Here is a 14,335-nt window from a genome sequence, read left to right on the forward strand (position 1 = left end):
GGACGCAGGTTCACCCCGATCCCCGGCAGATCATACGGATGAGCTCCGTGCCGGCATGGGCGCCGATGAAGGCGCAAAGAATGAATAACACCTGTTGAACGACCGGGGACAGATGGCCCTCGATCATATTGCTTTCGATGACGCGCATTGGATCGATCGTTCCGCCGACCGCAGCGACAAGAGCCCATATTTTCAGGCGGGAAGCCGTATCGACCATCATCGAGGATGGAGGGGAGAGTGCCAGCACCGATCCGATGCCGGCCAGCAATGCGCCTCCGACGACAACGCCGAAAGCGATGAAGCAGTCGATCAATGCTTTGCTCAGGATCAAGTTCATGCGCTGCATCCGCCTCACCTTTCTAGAAGGAATTGGGGAAAAGCTGCCCCTTGTTCATTGTATGGGCCTGTACCGGTCTTTTATGATAAGATAGATAGAAAGACCGAACAGATGTGCCCCGCCTGGCGGGCGCGAAAGGAGGAACGCGATGAGCGCGAGCGAACGATTCGTGCATTTGCATGTGCACAGCGAATATAGCTTGCTGGACGGGGCCGCGCGGATCCGCGACCTGACGGCAAGAGCGGCAGAGCTCGGCATGCGCTCGTTGGCGCTGACCGACCATGGAGTGATGTATGGGGCGGTACCCTTTTACAAGGCGTGTCTGAAGCAGGGCATCAAGCCGATCATCGGCTGCGAGATGTATCTGTCGGGAGGGTCCAGGTTAGATAAGGGAACGCGCAAGGACAACCCGATTTACCATCTGATTTTGCTGGCCCAGAATGAGACCGGTTACCGAAACCTCATGAAGCTGAGCACCATCGCTCATCTGGAAGGGTTTCATTATAAACCCCGCATCGACCACGAGATTCTTCGCGAGCATGCCGAGGGACTCGTCTGTTTGAGTGCCTGCTTGGCAGGCGAGGTCGCCCAGCATCTGCTTTACGACCGCCCGGAGGAAGCGAAGCTTGCGGCGCTGAAGTACCGGGAGACGTTCGGGGAGAACTTTTACCTGGAAATTCAGGATCATGGGATGGCGGAGCAAAAAAAAGTGACCGCCGGAATGATCACTCTATCGGAAGAAACCGGTATCCCGCTGGCCGCGACTAATGATGTCCACTACTTGCGGCAGGAGGATGCGGCTGTGCAGGATGTGCTCATCTGCATCGGCACTGGCAAAAGCGTGAGCGACCCTGACCGCATGCATATGCATGGGGACGGCATGTATTTGAAAAGTGCGGACGAGATGGCGCGGCTGTTCCCGCATCTGCCCCAGGCGCTGGCCAATACGGTGCGCATCGCCGAGAGCTGCAATGTGGAGCTGAGGCTCGGCGAGCATGCGCTGCCGGAGTATCGGCCGCTGCCTGAAGGGCTGAGCTCGGCCGTTTATTTGGAGCAGCTATGCCTGGAGGGCATGATGCAGCGGTTTAATGGAGCAACTGCGCGCCATCAAGGGGCGGAGACCGCAGGGCGGGCTGATTCGGCGCTCCTGGAAGGAGCGGGGAGCGGGCTGTTGGAGGAAGCGGAGCGGAGGCTCCGGTACGAGCTTGGCGTCATTGAGCGAATGGGCTTCAGCGACTATTTTCTCATCGTCTGGGACTTCATCCGTTACGCGCATGAGCAGGGCATTCGCACGGGGCCAGGCCGCGGCTCTTCTGCCGGCAGCCTTGTCGCTTACTGTCTTCGTATAACCGATGTTGATCCGCTGAAGCATAAGCTGCTGTTCGAGCGTTTTCTGAACCCAGAGCGTATCAGCATGCCGGATATCGACATCGACTTTAACGACGAGCGGCGCGACGAGGTGATTGCATATGTGAGCCGCAAGTACGGATCGGACCATGTGGCGCAAATCATCACATTCGGCACGCTGGCGGCAAAGGCCGCCATTCGCGACGTCGGGCGCGCACTGGACGTGCCGATCGGCGACGTTGACCGGGTCGCCAAGCTTATTCCAGGGCAGCCTGGCACAACGCTCCAATCGGCGCTCGCTTCTGTGCCGCAGCTGCGCGAGTACGCGGAGCGTGATGGTACGAGGGAGCTGATTGCGACCGCACTTAAGGTGGAAGGAATGCCGCGCCACGCTTCGACTCATGCGGCTGGCGTTGTCATTTCCGGTCGGCCGCTGACGGATTATGTACCGTTGCAGGCTGGCTCGGAGGCCGCTGCGTTGACGCAATATTCCATGGAGAATGTCGAGGCTGTCGGCTTGCTCAAAATGGATTTTCTCGGCCTGCGTACTCTTTCTATCCTGGAACGGACATTGGACTGGGTCAAAGGCGAGGGGGGCGAGACGATTGATTTCCGCCTCATCCCGGATGATGATCCCGCCACCTATGAGATGCTTGGCCGCGGCGACACGACGGGCATTTTCCAGTTGGAGTCGGCGGGCATGCGCCGCGTGTTGCGGGAGCTGAAACCAAGCTCGTTTGAGGATATCATCTCGGTTCTGGCGTTGTATCGTCCAGGCCCGATGGAATTCATCCCGCGCTTCATCGCTGGCAAACATGGTTTGGAGCGGATTGACTATCCTCATCCTTCGCTTGAGCCGATTCTGAAGGATACGTATGGCATCATCGTTTATCAGGAGCAGATTATGCAAATCGCGTCCGAGATGGCTGGTTTCAGCCTCGGTGAGGCGGATTTGCTGCGGCGCGCTGTTTCCAAGAAAAAACGCGAGATATTGGACGAGCAACAAGCCGCCTTTGTACGGGGCAGTCTTGGGCAGGGTTATTCCGAAGAGGACGCTAAGCGCGTCTACGATATGATTTTGCGCTTCGCGGACTACGGCTTCCCGCGTGCTCACGCGGCCGCTTACGGTGTGTTGGCCTTTCAGACAGCCTGGCTCAAACGGCATTATCCCGTATCTTTCATGGCTTCAATGTTGGCTTCCGTCACCAGCAATCAGCGCAAAACCGGTGAGTATATCGATGAATGCAAGCGCATGGGCATCGGCGTGCTGCCTCCGGATGTTAACTACAGCTCTATCACCTTCAGCCCGGAGGGGGAGGCTGTCCGCTTCGGTCTTGCCTCAATCAAGAATGTGGGTACGCAGGCGATCGATTCGATTTTGCGGGAGCGTAAAAACCGACCGTTTGCCAGCTTGATTGATCTGTGCCGGCGGGTGGATCTGCGAGTCGTTAACAAGCGCGTGTTGGAGTGCCTCATCGGCGCAGGAGCGTTGGAGTCGCTCCCAGGTCATAGGGCGCAGCAACTGGCGGCGCTTGACGAGTCGGTCGAGGCCGCCCAGAAGTGGCGCAAGGAGCGTGCGGAGCTGCAGATTGAGCTTTTCGGTTTCGAAGAAGTGCAGAACTGGGATGTCGAGATGCCTCAGGTGCAACCTTATGCCCAAGCCCAGCTACTGGAACTGGAGCGGGATCTGTTGGGCCTGTATCTGTCCGGTCATCCGCTCGACGGAGCGGAGGAATTACTGGCGGAGTTCGGCCTCGACCGGCTCGTTGAGCTGGCGGATGCACCGGACGAGACGCGCTGTGTGACAGCGGTACGCATCATTGCGATTAAGCAGTTGCGGACGCGCAAAGGTCAGCAAATGGCTTTTGCCGAGGTAGAGGATCGCATTATGCGCGCCGAGGCAGTGATTTTCCCGTCCGCATGGGCGAAGCTCGCGGATAAGATTTTGGTAGGCGGCCTGGTGGTACTACAGGCCGTTGTGCAACAGGGGGACGAGGACATCAAGCTCATCGTGGATGACCTCGTCCCCCTGGACGACCCCGAGCTTCGCTCCGGGGTCGAGCGGCTTCGCCGCCAGGCGCGCGCCCGCAGCGCGCGCGCCGGCGGAGCTGCGCCCGCGCCCGGTGGCGCAGCCCCGGGCGCGGCGCAGCCGCGCGAGGCAGGCGGGGCGAAGCCGCCTGCCGGGCGCCCCGGCGGGGCGCAGCCCGCGGGCGCTCCTGCGGAGCCGCGCCCGCGCCCGGCCGCTTCCGCGCCGGGGCGCGCGGGCGGCGCAGCCTCGCCGCCCGCTGGCGCCGCTTCGCGGCGCACCGCACCCGCTGCGCGTTCCGCTCAGCGGGTGTACATCAAGATTACGGCGGATAGTGAAACTCCCGCCGTGCTGGAGCGCCTGAAGGCGCTCCTAGCCGAGCATGCAGGGCCGCTCGGCACCGTGCTCTTCTACGAGCGCGCTGGGCGCTCGCTCGAGCTAAGCGAGCGCTACCGGGTCAAGCCTTCCCCGGAGCTGATCGAGCGCATCGAGCTGCTGCTCGGCAAAGGAGCGGCCGTCGTCAAATAAGACGGCCTCCTTATCACTCAATACGGACCTGACCTCTGCCACGTGCAGAGGGCAGGTCCGTATTTTTTTCTGCCATGCTAGTTCACGCCAACCAAATCAAGTAGCTAAAGTTACTTGAAAGCTCCGCTACCAGCTGCGCCAAACAAATCAAGTAGCTAAAGTTACTTGAAAGCTCTGCTAGCAGCTCCGCCAACCAAATCAAGTAGCTAAAGTTACTTGAAAGCTCTGCTAGCAGCTCCGCCAACCAAATCAAGTAGCTAAAGTTACTTGAAAGCTCTGCTAGCAGCTCCGCCAACCAAATCAAGTAGCTAAAGTTACTTGAAAGCTCTGCTAGCAGCTCCGCCAACCAAATCAAGTAGCTAAAGTTACTTGAAAGCTCTGCTAGCAGCTCCGCCAACCAAATCAAGTAGCTAAAGTTACTTGAAAGCCCTGCTGTCGCTCAATCCAGCCGAATCAAGTAGCTAAAGCTACTTGAAGGCCCTGCTGTCACTAAAACCAACCAAATCAAGTAGCCAAAGCTACTTGAAAGCGCCGCAGCCGCTCAAACCAGCCGAAGCAAGTAGCCAAAGCTACTTGAAAGCGCCGCAGTCGCTCAAATCAGCCGAAGCAAGTAGCCAAAGCTACTTGAAAGCGCCGCTGACGCTCAAATCAGCCGAAATCAAGTAGCCAAAGCTACTTGAAAGCGCCGCAGTCGCTCAAATCAGCCGAAGCAAGTAGCCAAAGTTACTTGAAAGCTCCACCACCAGCTCCGCCAACCAAATCAAGTAGCTAAAGTTACTTGAAAGCTCTGCTAGCAGCTCCACCAATCAAATCAAGTAGCCAAAGCTACTTGAAAGCCCTGCTGTCGCTCAATCCAGCCGAATCAAGTAGCCAAAGCTACTTGAAAGCGCCGCAGCCGCTCAAACAAGCCAAATCAAGTAGCCAAAGCTACTTGAAGGCGTTGCTATCGCTCAAACCAGCCGAAGCAAGTAGCCAAAGCTACTTGAAAGCGTGGCTGTCGCTCAAACAAGCCAAATCAAGTAGCCAAAGCTACTTGAAGCTACGCTGTAACCCCAACCAATCAAATCAAGTAGCCAAAGCTACTTGAAAGCCCCGCCCCTGCCCGTCTGTTCTTATGCCATTCCCACTCATCGAACTTCCCTCCTCATTTTCCCGGAACATTTTGCAGGACAGGTGCATACAGTAGGAAATACAGCAGTATGTTGCTGGGCGACGGGCGCCCCAAGCGGCGGATGGCAGAGGATAAGGGGGCGCGGTTGCAGCCCTCTACTGCTGTCTCTGCCGACGGTTAACGCCCGGCGAATGATAGGGAGGCGCCTAAGGGCAGGCCTTCCGGCATTAGGCTGAGCAGGAGGGAAAGCGGATGAATTCCGAATTGGAGCGCTGGTTGGAAAGGCGCGGTGTCACAGTAGCAGATGTAGCGGAAATCGTACATGCCCTGCAGCTTCCCTATAACCCTCATTTGACGATGGAGGAATGTCTGGAAAGCGTACGTACCGTGCTTGGCAAGCGCGAGGTGCAGTACGTCTTGTATACGGGAATTGCGCTAGATGAGCTGGCGGAAAAAAAGCTGTTGCCGGCTCCGCTGCAGCAGATTATGGAGAAGGACGAGTCGCTCTACGGCGTTGATGAGACGCTGGCAATGGGCATCACTAATGTATATGGCATGATTGGTTTGACGAGCTTTGGTTACCTGGACAAAGTGAAGCCGGGCATAATCAACCGATTGAATGATAAGTCGACGGGTGCAGTCCACGTCTTTCTGGATGATTTGGTGGCTGGCTTGGCCGCCGCAGCCTCGGCGAGGATCGCGCATCAGGATCCGAAAGCGATCCATTATAGCGAGGACGGCACCAAAATCTAGACAAAGAAGGATTCCGGCGCTGCGGGAGCGAATCGTTGTTTCTGCAGCTCTTTCGAGAATGAACCAGCGAATGTATGGATGGCTTCAAACGTCTCGTTTAGCTTAAACCGACTCTCGCCCAGCACCACCAACTCTAACGCATCAAACGTCTCGCCCAGCACCACCAACTCTAACGCATCAAACGTCTCGCCCAGCACCACCAACTCTAACGCATCAAACGTCTCGCCCAGCACCACCAACTCTAACGCATCAAACGTCTCGCCCAGCACCACCAACTCTAACGCATCAAACGTCTCGCCCAGCACCACCAACTCTAACGCATCAAACGTCTCGCCCAGCACCAACCAACTCTCACGAAGCATGAATCATCTCTCATCACCATTAGCCGACTCTTAATACAGATCCAGCCGACTCTCTATCACCATCAGCCGACTCTCACGCAGCTCCAGCCGTCTCTCCAACTGCATCAAACGTCTCGTACGCTGGGCCTTTCTTGCTAGAAAAACTTGTCCTATGCTATGATTGTGAGATCATGTGACCTGTTTCCGGGATTATCAGGAGGTACCTTTCATGTGGACGGTCATCTACATCGCGCCAACGGCAAAAATCGCGGAGAGTATCAAGAGTAGGCTTACGGAAGAAGGATTTCTCGTCCAGACCAGGCCCATCAACATGTCCAAACAGCAGTACGAGATCCTAGTACCGTCCGGAGAGCTGGAGGAAGTGCAGGAAGTGCTGAGCTCCATTCTCCATTCCTGATTGCCGGCCCGACTATACTTAGCGTCTTGAGAGGTGTCACTCGTGTTTAAGGACTTATTTCACAAACGTAAATACGCCACCGTTCCTTCCGAGAGGGAGCGCAGCGATAAGCAGGACCGGCCGAAGCGGGATATTCCCGAAGGCCTAATGAACAAATGCCCTAAGTGTGCCACGATTCAGTTCTCCAAGGAATTGGACAAGAATCACAAAGTATGTCCGTCTTGCGGGCATCATTTCCGTTTGACCGCCTGGGAGCGCATCGGAATGACGCTTGATGACGGACGTTTGTCTGAATTCGACAGGGATATGATTTCTGAGGACCCTATTGAGTTTCCTGGTTATGCCTCCAAGCTGGAAGCTCAGAAGAAGAATTCTGGGCTGAAGGATGCAGTCATCACCGGTGAGGGAGCCATTGGAGGTTTCCCGGTTGTAGTCGCTGTCATGAGCTTCGACTTTTTCTCAGGTAGCATGGGTTCAGTCGTAGGCGAAAAGATTACACGGGCGATCGAGCAGGCGAGCCTTCGCAAGCTGCCTCTGTTGATCTTCTCTACCTCTGGCGGCGCGCGCATGCAGGAGAGCATTCTGAGCTTGATGCAGATGGCCAAAACGAGCGCGGCTCTGGCGAAATTCCAGAGCGAGGGCGGGCTGTATATTTCGATTATGACCGATCCTACAACTGGGGGAGTCACGGCCAGCTTCGCATCGCTTGGCGACTACAATTTGGCCGAGCCCGGAGCGCTCATCGGCTTTGCCGGCCGCATTGTTATCGAGCAGACGATTCGGCAGAAGCTGCCGGACAACTTCCAGACGGCTGAGTTCAATCTACAGCATGGCCAGCTTGACCGCGTCGTCCACCGCAAGGACATGAAGTCCACGCTGACGCGTGTACTGGATATGCATGCTGTGAAGGAGGATACGGTATATGGCGGGTGAACTGCCTTTTGAGAAGCCGCTAGGAGACCTCAGACGCAAGATTGAAGAGCTGAAGGGACTTAGCCAAGGAAAGGGCATCGACTTCAGCGACGAGATCGCCCGACTTGAAGCCCGTTGCCTTCAGCTAGAAGAAGAGCTGTACAGCGAGCTTGGAGCCGCTGAAAAAATGCATCTGGCTCGCCATCATCAGCGGCCGACATCGTTAGATTTTATCGGGGCGATCTTTACAGATTTCCTGGAGCTGCACGGCGATCGGCTGTTCGCCGATGATCTGGCGATCGTTGGTGGATTGGCCAAGCTGAATGGAGTACCGGTAACCGTTATCGGGCATCAGCGCGGCAAAGATACAAAGGACAACATCGCCCGCTTTTTCGGTAGTCCTCATCCGGAGGGCTTCCGCAAGGCGCTGCGTCTCATGCATCAGGCACATAAGTTCCGTCGCCCGATCATTACCTTCATCGATACGAAGGGCGCTTATCCTGGCAATACGGCCGAGGAGCGTGGTCAATCGGAGGCGATTGCCCGTAATCTGCGTGAGATGGCGTTGCTCGGCGTACCTGTGCTCTGCGTCGTTATCGGCGAGGGCGGCAGCGGCGGCGCTTTGGCGCTCGGCGTAGGTAATCGCGTGCTCATGCTTGAGAATGCGATCTACTCTGTTATTTCGCCGAACGGAGCAGCTTCCATCCTTTGGAAGGATGCTTCTAAGGCAGATCAAGCGGCCGAGGCGATGAAAATCACTGCAAAGGATCTGCTCGGATTTGGTATCATCGAGGAGATCATTCCCGAGCCGCAAGGCGGCGCACATCGGGATTACGCTGGGCAGGCCGATTACATCAAGGAAGCACTTTGGCGGCATCTACAAGAGCTTGGCTCTATGACGTCGGAGGAACTGATCGAGGACCGGTACATGAAGTTCCGCAAAATCGGGCGGTTTACCTTTGCTCCAGATGCGGGCGGCTCGCAGGATTCCGAGCGGCAATCCGCTGAGGAAGCTACGTATGGGGAAGAGGCTTTGCCTGCGGATGTCAACACAAGCGCAAGCTCGAAGGATCTAATCACTGAGACTGTAACTGAGACTGTAACAGAGGCAACGCCTTCTCCGGCCGCTGAATCCGCTCGGGTGCATTGATTCGGGGTCTCTCATAGGTTGGTTCGCAAAAAGAGCGGCCGGCAATCGGCCGCTCTTTCCCATGCCCAGGACATTTTTGACGGGTATGCTGTTCCGCTGAAGCATCATCCAAATTGGCTCAACAGCATGTTCTGAGGAGTCCTTTCGGCATGTCGAAAGTCGCGAAGTTTTGCTTCCAAAGTCACACCGAGCAATCAACAAATGTCGTGTGAAGTGCGTAAAGTCATGTCTATGTTGCCGTAAAATGTGGTAGAATGATTGATAGTGTTTAAGCAAGCTAATTGATGGAGGAATTATATACCCATGCGCAAAACGAAAATTGTTTGTACGATCGGCCCATCCAGCGAGTCGCTGGAAAATACAAAAAAACTGATTCTGGCTGGCATGAACGTTGCCCGTCTGAACTTTTCGCACGGTGATTTCGAGGAGCACGGCAACCGGATTAAAAATATCCGCCAAGCCTGTGGTGAACTCGGCAAAACCGTTGCCATCTTGCTCGACACCAAAGGTCCTGAAATTCGTCTTGGCAAGCTGAAAGAGGAGCCAATCGAGCTCCAACAGGACGATTACATCACTTTGACTACAGAAGAGATTCTTGGCGACCGTCACCGTCTTCCGGTAACGTACAAAAACCTCCCTGCAGACCTCAAAGTCGGCTCCACGGTTCTGATCGATGACGGTCTGATCGGTCTTACGGTTGTTGACATCCAAGGAACAGAAATCAACTGCAAAATCGTTAACAGCGGCCCGATCAAGAGCAAAAAGGGTGTTAACGTACCTGGCGTAGACATTTCCCTTCCAGGCATCACCGAGAAGGATGCGAATGATATCGTGTTCGGTATCGAGCAAGGCGTTGATTTCATCGCTGCTTCCTTCGTGCGCAAAGCGTCCGACGTACTTGAGATCCGCGAGCTTCTGGAGCAGCATAACGCTGGTCATATCCAGATTATTTCCAAGATCGAGAACCAGCAAGGTGTGGACAACCTCGATGCAATTCTGGAAGTTTCCGACGGTCTGATGGTAGCTCGTGGCGACCTGGGCGTTGAGATTCCAGCGGAAGAAGTGCCGCTCGTTCAGAAAAACATGATTCAAAAGGCGAACCTGGCAGGCAAGCCGGTCATTACGGCTACCCAAATGCTGGATTCCATGCAACGCAACCCGCGTCCTACGCGCGCTGAAGCTAGCGACGTAGCTAACGCTATTTTCGACGGTACAGATGCAATCATGCTGTCCGGCGAGACGGCTGCAGGAAAATACCCAATGGAATCCGTTCTGACAATGTCCCGCATTGCTGAGCGTGCTGAGTCCGCGCTGGACTACCGCGAGATTCTGACGAAGCAAGCTAGCGCACAACAGACGACGGTTACCGAAGCGATCAGCCAAGCTGTCGCTAACTCGGCACTGGATTTGAAAGCCAAAGCGATCGTAACTTCCACGGAAAGTGGTTTTACAGCTCGCATGGTATCCAAATACCGTCCGAAGGCTCCAATTATTGCTGTTACAACAGATGAGCGCATCATGCGTCGCCTGAATCTTACTTGGGGTGTTATCCCGACTAAGGGTGTTCCAGCGGACACAACGGACGAAATGTTCAACTTTGCCGTTGAAGGCGCGCTGAGCACGGGCTTGGTTGGCCTCGGCGATACGATTGTCATCACTGCAGGCGTACCAGTTGGCCGCGCAGGCACGACAAACCTGATCAAAGTTCATCATATCGGTGAGCTTGTTGCCAAAGGTCAAGGCATCGGCAGCCAAACAGCAACGGGTAAAGTTGTTGTTGCTCGTACGCCTGAGGAAGCAATCGCCAAAACGAAGGAAGGTTCCATTCTTGTGACGGTTTCCACCGACAAGGAATATATGCCTGCCATTCAAAAGGCTTCCGCAATCATTACCGTTACAGGCGGCATTACTAGCCATGCGGCTGTTGTTGGCCTCAACCTCGGTATCCCAGCCGTTATCGGCATTTCGGATGCACTTGAGCTTCTGCGTGACGGTATGGAAGTTACCGTTTATGGCGAAATGGGTGTCATTTACACGGGACAATCCAAAGTCCTTTAAGTTCATTATCAAGGCCGCGTTAATGGCGTCGTCCACTTCTTCCCCACGGGAGGAACGGTTGGATGCCGCCGTGCGCGGCCTTTTTTTGCATCCGGATGGGAATGCGCCGATAATAAGGGTAATAGAAAGGGGGCTTCCTCGCTTATGGACAAAGTGGCTTGGCATGTTCATCCGCTCCGCGTGCGCTACCAGGAAACCGATGGGATGGGCGTCGTATACCATGCAAATTATATGACCTGGTTCGAGATCGGCCGCACAGAGCTGATTCGTGCCGCTGGTTATTCCTATGGCCGGATTGAAGAGGAAGGACTCATGCTCCCTCTGACGGATTTGGACAGCATCTTTAAGCTGCCGGCCCGCTATGACGATGCGGTTGCAATTTGCACCCGTGTGGAAAGCTATACACCAATGAGGTTAGCTTTTCGTTATCAGATTCGTCGACTTCATGTTAACTCGGAGAAGTTGCTATCGGAACTTAGCACGGAGACGAAGGCGGCAGGGGATGGAGAGGGTTTGCCTGGGGAAATGCTCGCAAGCGGTGGGACAAGGCATGTTTGGGTAGATCGAAGCTTCCGGCCGATGCGGCTGGACCGGCGACTGCCAGAACTATACGGAATTATTCAACAATACGGCGCCAAGTCGGCAAAGGGGGAAGAACGATGAAACGTCGGTGGGGACCGTTGCAGAAGGTTTTAGCTGGAGCGGCAGCTTATCTTTTGCTGGAGGTATTCGCAATGTCGTGGCTCGGCAGCTGGATCGGAATAGGCGGCGTTTTTCTGCTGCTGGCCAGCACCGCTGTAGTTGGCGGTGTCCTGATTCGCACGCGCGGTCGTCGTGTTTGGGATGAGATTCGGCTGAAAATGCATGGTGGAGAACCGCCAGGCCATGCGCTGCTGAACGGGCTTTGCATTTTTGTCGGCAGCTTGCTTTTGATTTTTCCAGGCGTTCTCGGAGACCTGGTCGGACTGACCTTAGTGCTGCCGTTGACACGTCGCTTTTACCGCATGCGTTTATACCGCTGGATGGAAAAGCTGTTCCGTCGTGGCGGAGGCGGCTTCGGGGGAAGCGGTGGAGGCCAGTTTTTCATGATTGGACGGCGCTGAAAAAATTCAAGTTATTTACTCTACATTTACAGCATCTTAATATAGAAGAAACAGTCGTAAGGCATAATTGGGACAATGACAAGGAGGCTCCTCACCAATGAGTAAAGTTTTGTCCCCCTATGTGAATCGAGATTTGAGCTGGATCGAATTCAATCGCAGGGTGCTGGAGGAAGCGCAGGACCCGTCTACGCCGCTGCTGGATAGGGCCAAGTTCCTGGCCATCGTGTCCAGCAACTTAGATGAGTTCATGAGCGTACGCATGGCGGGAATTCAGGACCAGCTCAAAGCAGGTTATACCAAGATGGATTTTACCGGTTACACGCCCCAAGGACTATGGAAACGACTGCTCAAGCGGACAGGACAGATGGTCACGGAGCAGTATCGCACTTATCGCGAAGTCATGAGGGGCTTGGCCAAAGAAAACATACATATCCGCGATATGGAGGATCTGAACGCCAGCCAGCAGGGGGCGATGGAAGACTATTTCCGTAAAATCGTCTTTCCGGTACTTACGCCGATGGCGGTTGATCAGAGCCGACCGTTCCCACTGCTGCGCACAAAGGAGCTGTACCTTGCGGTGCTGCTTCAGGAGCCGGATGCGGATGAGGACGCGGAGCCTTATTTTGCAATTGTGCAAGTGCCGTCCATTCTTCCACGCTGTGTTCCTGTACCCGCACACGGAAATAGCAAAAAGCAGGAGTTTGTACTGCTTGAGGATATCATTCAAACCTTTATTCAGAATCTGTTTAGTGGATATAAACTGACCGCTGTCGACCCTTTCCGTTTGACCCGCAATGCAGATCTGACGCTCAACGAGGAAGGTGCCGAGGATCTTCTCGAGGAGATTGAAAAGGAGCTTCGCCGCCGTCGCTGGGGCATGCCGGTCAGGCTTGAGATTGAGGAAGGTTTCCATCCATATGCGCTTGATCTGCTGCGCGAAGAGCTGGAAATCGAGGATCATGTCGTTCCGATTGGCGGACCTCTTGATCTGAGCTTTTTAATGCGTTTTACGGGCGTGTTGAAGGGGCGGGAAGATCTGCGCTATCCGAAGCTGGAGCCGGAATATCCGCGCGAGCTTGAGGAGCATGAGCTTATATTTGATACGATTCGGGAACGGGATGTGCTGCTGCATCATCCTTATGAATCGTTTGAGCCGTTGACGGAGTTTGTCCAGCAGGCAGCGGAGGACCCACAGGTGCTTGCGGTCAAAATGACGCTCTACCGAGTGAGTGGCAAGAGTGAAATCGTACAGGCGTTGGCCGCTGCAGCCGAGTCCGGCAAACAGGTAACGGTCGTCGTAGAGCTTAAGGCCCGCTTTGACGAGGAGCGCAACATCGCCTGGGCGCGTCAACTCGAGAAGGCCGGATGTCATGTCGTTTATGGCCTTGTTGGCCTCAAAACCCATGCCAAGATTCTGCTCGTCGTTCGGCGGGAGGAAGACCAGCTGCGCCGCTACGTCCATGTCGGGACGGGAAATTACAATGACAGTACGGCCAAGGCCTATACCGATATTGGGCTATTCACTTCGCATCCGGTTATCGGAGCGGATGCTTCCGCCCTTTTCAACGAGGTGACGGGTTATTCTTCGCCCTATGAATGGCAGGCGTTCGGTGTTGCCCCAAGCGATCTGATGGAGAAGCTGTTTCGTTTGATCGATCGCGAGCGGGAGCATGCGGAGGCTGGGCGTGGAGGTTATATTGCGGCTAAAATGAACTCCCTCTCCAATCAGGAGATGATCGATAAGCTGTACGAGGCTTCCCGTTCCGGGGTGCGCATCGATTTGATCGTGCGCGGCGTTTGCTGCCTGCGCCCGGGTGTCCCAGGTCTTAGCGAAAACATCCGGGTCGTCAGCATCGTTGACCGTTTTCTAGAACATTCCCGGTTGCTGTATGTGCGCAATGCTGGGGAAGAGCAAGTTTATCTTTCCAGTGCAGACTGGATGACGCGCAATCTGACGCGGCGGATCGAGCTGATGTGCCCTGTATTCGACCCGAATCTGCGTGAAAGCCTCATCTCGATCATTCGGCTGCAACTGAGCGACAATGTAAAGGCACGCGAACTGAAATCGACTGGCGGGTATGAGCGCGTACTCCCAGCGGAAGACGAGCAACTGCTGCGCAGCCAGTTCGAAGCGGAGCGGAATCGCATATGGAAAAAAGAAGAAGATGAAAAAGGCGCTAAGATAAGGGTCTGATTAGCGACAGTAATACAAGGAGCCGCTGAGGCCGCGCCCCGATAGAGGGGCGGCTTC

General features: G+C 55.2%; 14 protein-coding genes. 11 read left to right on the forward strand and 3 right to left on the reverse strand.

Going from position 1 to position 14,335, the window contains the following annotated elements:
- Positions 1 to 10: 10 nt before the first annotated feature.
- Positions 11 to 337 (reverse strand): YtrH family sporulation protein, encoded by a 327-nt coding sequence (locus tag CGZ75_RS00610; RefSeq protein WP_089522177.1) that lies wholly within the window; start codon positions 335 to 337, stop codon positions 11 to 13.
- Positions 338 to 485: 148 nt separating this feature from the next.
- On the opposite strand from CGZ75_RS00610, the gene CGZ75_RS00615 reads away from it, so the two are divergent.
- On the forward strand, positions 486 to 4,238 hold the full coding sequence (locus tag CGZ75_RS00615; RefSeq protein WP_089522179.1) for a DNA polymerase III subunit alpha: 3,753 nt from the start codon (positions 486 to 488) through the stop codon (positions 4,236 to 4,238).
- 82 nt (positions 4,239 to 4,320) lie between these two features.
- Here the strand turns inward: CGZ75_RS00615 and CGZ75_RS00620 are convergent, their stop codons facing one another.
- The gene (locus CGZ75_RS00620; protein ID WP_141136619.1) at positions 4,321 to 4,644 is read right to left on the reverse strand and encodes a hypothetical protein; all 324 of its coding nucleotides are present in this window, start codon (positions 4,642 to 4,644) and stop codon (positions 4,321 to 4,323) included.
- Positions 4,645 to 4,709: 65 nt separating this feature from the next.
- Between CGZ75_RS00620 and CGZ75_RS24310 the strand changes: the two genes are divergently transcribed.
- The 3 genes from CGZ75_RS24310 to CGZ75_RS00630 all read left to right on the forward strand — a co-directional run bounded on the left by CGZ75_RS24310 (position 4,710) and on the right by CGZ75_RS00630 (position 6,102).
- Complete coding sequence (locus CGZ75_RS24310; RefSeq protein ID WP_141136620.1) at positions 4,710 to 4,904, forward strand: hypothetical protein; 195 nt, start codon at positions 4,710 to 4,712, stop codon at positions 4,902 to 4,904.
- Positions 4,905 to 5,016: 112 nt separating this feature from the next.
- Complete coding sequence (locus tag CGZ75_RS00625) at positions 5,017 to 5,325, forward strand: hypothetical protein (RefSeq protein WP_089522183.1); 309 nt, start codon at positions 5,017 to 5,019, stop codon at positions 5,323 to 5,325.
- Between the two features lie 276 nt (positions 5,326 to 5,601).
- On the forward strand, positions 5,602 to 6,102 hold the full coding sequence (locus tag CGZ75_RS00630; protein ID WP_089522185.1) for a phosphatidylglycerophosphatase A family protein: 501 nt from the start codon (positions 5,602 to 5,604) through the stop codon (positions 6,100 to 6,102).
- Here CGZ75_RS00630 and CGZ75_RS00635 read toward each other — a convergent pair.
- Positions 6,099 to 6,464 (reverse strand): hypothetical protein, encoded by a 366-nt coding sequence (locus CGZ75_RS00635; protein ID WP_089522187.1) that lies wholly within the window; start codon positions 6,462 to 6,464, stop codon positions 6,099 to 6,101. The genes CGZ75_RS00630 and CGZ75_RS00635 overlap by 4 nt on opposite strands.
- A 208-nt stretch (positions 6,465 to 6,672) precedes the next feature.
- Between CGZ75_RS00635 and CGZ75_RS00640 the strand changes: the two genes are divergently transcribed.
- The 7 genes from CGZ75_RS00640 to CGZ75_RS00670 all read left to right on the forward strand — a co-directional run bounded on the left by CGZ75_RS00640 (position 6,673) and on the right by CGZ75_RS00670 (position 14,278).
- Positions 6,673 to 6,861 (forward strand): glutamate decarboxylase, encoded by a 189-nt coding sequence (locus CGZ75_RS00640; protein ID WP_089522188.1) that lies wholly within the window; start codon positions 6,673 to 6,675, stop codon positions 6,859 to 6,861.
- Positions 6,862 to 6,903: 42 nt separating this feature from the next.
- Positions 6,904 to 7,794: an acetyl-CoA carboxylase, carboxyltransferase subunit beta gene (accD, locus tag CGZ75_RS00645; protein ID WP_089522191.1), complete on the forward strand. Its 891-nt coding sequence runs from the start codon at positions 6,904 to 6,906 to the stop codon at positions 7,792 to 7,794.
- Positions 7,784 to 8,923, forward strand: a complete 1,140-nt coding sequence (locus CGZ75_RS00650) for an acetyl-CoA carboxylase carboxyltransferase subunit alpha (protein ID WP_089522193.1) — start codon at positions 7,784 to 7,786, stop codon at positions 8,921 to 8,923. The genes accD and CGZ75_RS00650 overlap by 11 nt, the downstream gene beginning before the upstream one ends.
- Before the next feature lie 303 nt (positions 8,924 to 9,226).
- Positions 9,227 to 10,981 (forward strand): pyruvate kinase, encoded by a 1,755-nt coding sequence (pyk, locus tag CGZ75_RS00655; protein WP_089522195.1) that lies wholly within the window; start codon positions 9,227 to 9,229, stop codon positions 10,979 to 10,981.
- 144 nt (positions 10,982 to 11,125) lie between these two features.
- A complete protein-coding gene (locus CGZ75_RS00660) occupies positions 11,126 to 11,644 on the forward strand; it encodes an acyl-CoA thioesterase (RefSeq protein ID WP_089522197.1) in 519 nt (172 codons plus the stop codon).
- Complete coding sequence (locus tag CGZ75_RS00665) at positions 11,641 to 12,084, forward strand: FxsA family protein (RefSeq protein ID WP_089522199.1); 444 nt, start codon at positions 11,641 to 11,643, stop codon at positions 12,082 to 12,084. The genes CGZ75_RS00660 and CGZ75_RS00665 overlap by 4 nt, the downstream gene beginning before the upstream one ends.
- A gap of 97 nt (positions 12,085 to 12,181) precedes the next feature.
- On the forward strand, positions 12,182 to 14,278 hold the full coding sequence (locus CGZ75_RS00670) for an RNA degradosome polyphosphate kinase (protein ID WP_089522201.1): 2,097 nt from the start codon (positions 12,182 to 12,184) through the stop codon (positions 14,276 to 14,278).
- The last annotated feature ends 57 nt before the right edge of the window (positions 14,279 to 14,335 follow it).

The organism is Paenibacillus herberti (assembly GCF_002233675.1).
GTDB classification, from domain to species: domain Bacteria; phylum Bacillota; class Bacilli; order Paenibacillales; family Paenibacillaceae; genus Paenibacillus_O; species Paenibacillus_O herberti.

Excerpts from the sequence above, each read along its gene's own strand:
- CGZ75_RS00635 (WP_089522187.1), bottom strand. The coding sequence starts at position 6,464 with ATGCTTCGTGAGAGTTGGTTGGTGCTGGGCGAGACGTTTGATGCGTTA.
- CGZ75_RS00650 (WP_089522193.1), top strand. The coding sequence starts at position 7,784 with ATGGCGGGTGAACTGCCTTTTGAGAAGCCGCTAGGAGACCTCAGACGC.
- CGZ75_RS00665 (WP_089522199.1), top strand. The coding sequence starts at position 11,641 with ATGAAACGTCGGTGGGGACCGTTGCAGAAGGTTTTAGCTGGAGCGGCA.
- CGZ75_RS00630 (WP_089522185.1), top strand. The coding sequence starts at position 5,602 with ATGAATTCCGAATTGGAGCGCTGGTTGGAAAGGCGCGGTGTCACAGTA.
- CGZ75_RS00670 (WP_089522201.1), top strand. The coding sequence starts at position 12,182 with ATGAGTAAAGTTTTGTCCCCCTATGTGAATCGAGATTTGAGCTGGATC.
- CGZ75_RS00660 (WP_089522197.1), top strand. The coding sequence starts at position 11,126 with ATGGACAAAGTGGCTTGGCATGTTCATCCGCTCCGCGTGCGCTACCAG.
- CGZ75_RS00615 (WP_089522179.1), top strand. The coding sequence starts at position 486 with ATGAGCGCGAGCGAACGATTCGTGCATTTGCATGTGCACAGCGAATAT.
- pyk (WP_089522195.1), top strand. The coding sequence starts at position 9,227 with ATGCGCAAAACGAAAATTGTTTGTACGATCGGCCCATCCAGCGAGTCG.
- CGZ75_RS00610 (WP_089522177.1), bottom strand. The coding sequence starts at position 337 with ATGAACTTGATCCTGAGCAAAGCATTGATCGACTGCTTCATCGCTTTC.
- CGZ75_RS00640 (WP_089522188.1), top strand. The coding sequence starts at position 6,673 with ATGTGGACGGTCATCTACATCGCGCCAACGGCAAAAATCGCGGAGAGT.